This is a genomic window from Bacillus sp. JJ1562, assembly GCF_036962705.1.
GTDB lineage: Bacteria > Bacillota > Bacilli > Bacillales > Bacillaceae_L > Ferdinandcohnia.
The window spans coordinates 9,125-10,667 of the sequence record NZ_JBALOQ010000029.1 but is presented as its reverse complement, the minus strand read 5'-3'; the positions used below and the strand labels follow the sequence as shown (position 1 = coordinate 10,667).

The 1,543-nt window shown below is 31.8% G+C and carries 2 protein-coding genes and 1 pseudogene; 2 read left to right on the top strand and 1 reads right to left on the bottom strand.

Annotated elements, in window-relative coordinates; genetic code table 11:
* Positions 1-123: 123 nt before the first annotated feature.
* Entirely contained in the window at positions 124-576 is a 453-nt protein-coding gene (locus V7097_RS18125; protein ID WP_335705047.1) for an AraC family transcriptional regulator, read from the bottom strand.
* 290 nt (positions 577-866) lie between these two features.
* Between V7097_RS18125 and V7097_RS18120 the strand changes: the two genes are divergently transcribed.
* Together V7097_RS18120 and V7097_RS18115 are read left to right on the top strand one after the other, a co-directional pair.
* Positions 867-1,214, top strand: a complete 348-nt coding sequence (locus V7097_RS18120) for a Fe3+-siderophore ABC transporter permease (protein WP_335705046.1) — start codon at positions 867-869, stop codon at positions 1,212-1,214.
* A gap of 132 nt (positions 1,215-1,346) precedes the next feature.
* Positions 1,347-1,543: pseudogene (locus tag V7097_RS18115) on the top strand (cytochrome C biogenesis protein); the annotation flags it as partial.

Genomic DNA, 1,543 nt, shown 5'->3' with positions numbered 1-1,543 from the left:
AACCTTATAATACGAACGGAGCAGGTTAGTGAAAGAAGAACAAGAAGTTATTCTACTGATAAGCTACTTGTTCCCCTCCTTCTATTTGGTTTTTAGCCAAAGATATAGTATTAAACAAACAATCTATAAAGTTATAACAGGGACACATATTTCGCAAAAATGGTTGTTAACCATTTCATTAGTGTACCTTTCCATAATAGGTTTGTTATCAATTTGATAACCATTGCTTTGTAAAGTAGGAAAAATTTCAGCATATGCTTTTTGAATATCTTCTGCTGTGTGTTTAACCTTGAAAATAAGGTATCTTCCACCAGAAAGTTCACTTTCAGAAATTGAATCATCCATTTGATAATCCTTTGAGATCACAATACAAGCATCAAATCTACAGTTTTCAGGTAGGGTTGTCTCGGGGTTATCTTGCGGAATTGCAAGTATGATTGCAGTTTTAAAAAGATTTCTTTCCTTAGCCCATTTTTTTAACTTCTCCATAACTTCAATATTAGCAGAACCATAAGGGCCAACTCGACGCACATAAGCAATGCGACAGTTTGGGATTTTTTCGACTTTAAAAATCATTGTTTCTTTCTCCCTTTCATCATTTATATTTGTTTGCTACATTCGTAATGTAACACGCTTTAAAAATATATACATTGAATTTTTTAAAATTTATGACATTTTTTAAAAAAATATTGTTTTTTCTTCAACTAATGGGTAGCGATAATCCAAGGAGGATTGTCGCTTTATTTGTTGAATTTATTGAACTAACGGGGCAGGTTAGCGGAAAAAAACTTATTTAAAGAACATATAATGGCTTAATAAGTTGTGATTGATATTTTGTGCATTGATAGGTTAACGGGGGAAGATAAATGAGTATAGTTCAGGTTTTATTTTTAATATTATTATGGGGTATACCAATTTTCCGTTTTATTAATTTCTATTTAAAGCAGGATAAAGAAGAACAAGAGGAGTTAAAGAAGGGGATAAAAAGTCCCTCATTTCTATTTGTTGATGGGTTTAGATATATAGGTTTAGCGTTATTCTTCTCAGGCATAATTACATCAATAAATGTAATCCAACACTTTGGGGCATTTATGTTATTTATCGGTTGGTTTTCTGGAGGCATTGAAATACGGAACAAAAATATTAAGAGAAGTATTATCTTGATGTCATTTGGAATTATTGGAGCAGTTACTTATTATTTCATAGTAATCTGAGAGAATACTATCTTCTCTTTCTTCAACTAAAGGGGTGCGTTAATCCAAGAAGGATTAATGCACTTTTTTGTTGAAGTTATTAAGCTAACGGGGCAGGTTAGCAAAATATAAAAACGAAATTGAGGGAATTGAATGGAATCTAAATTTGTAAAAGTAGAAGTGCTGTTACCAGAAGAATATATAGAGGAGCTAAGAAATAAGCTAAATGATATTGGCGTTTTAACAGTGGGTAATTACGATAATGTTGTTTCATATTCTGTCGTAAAAGGATACTGGAGACCTTTAGAAGAAGCAAACCCTTTTAATGGCCGTAAAGGTGAAATTTCTTT

Bases quoted from the DNA above. Each gene is read 5' to 3' on its own strand.
- V7097_RS18125 (WP_335705047.1), bottom strand. From the start codon at position 576: ATGATTTTTAAAGTCGAAAAAATCCCAAACTGTCGCATTGCTTATGTG.
- V7097_RS18120 (WP_335705046.1), top strand. From the start codon at position 867: ATGAGTATAGTTCAGGTTTTATTTTTAATATTATTATGGGGTATACCA.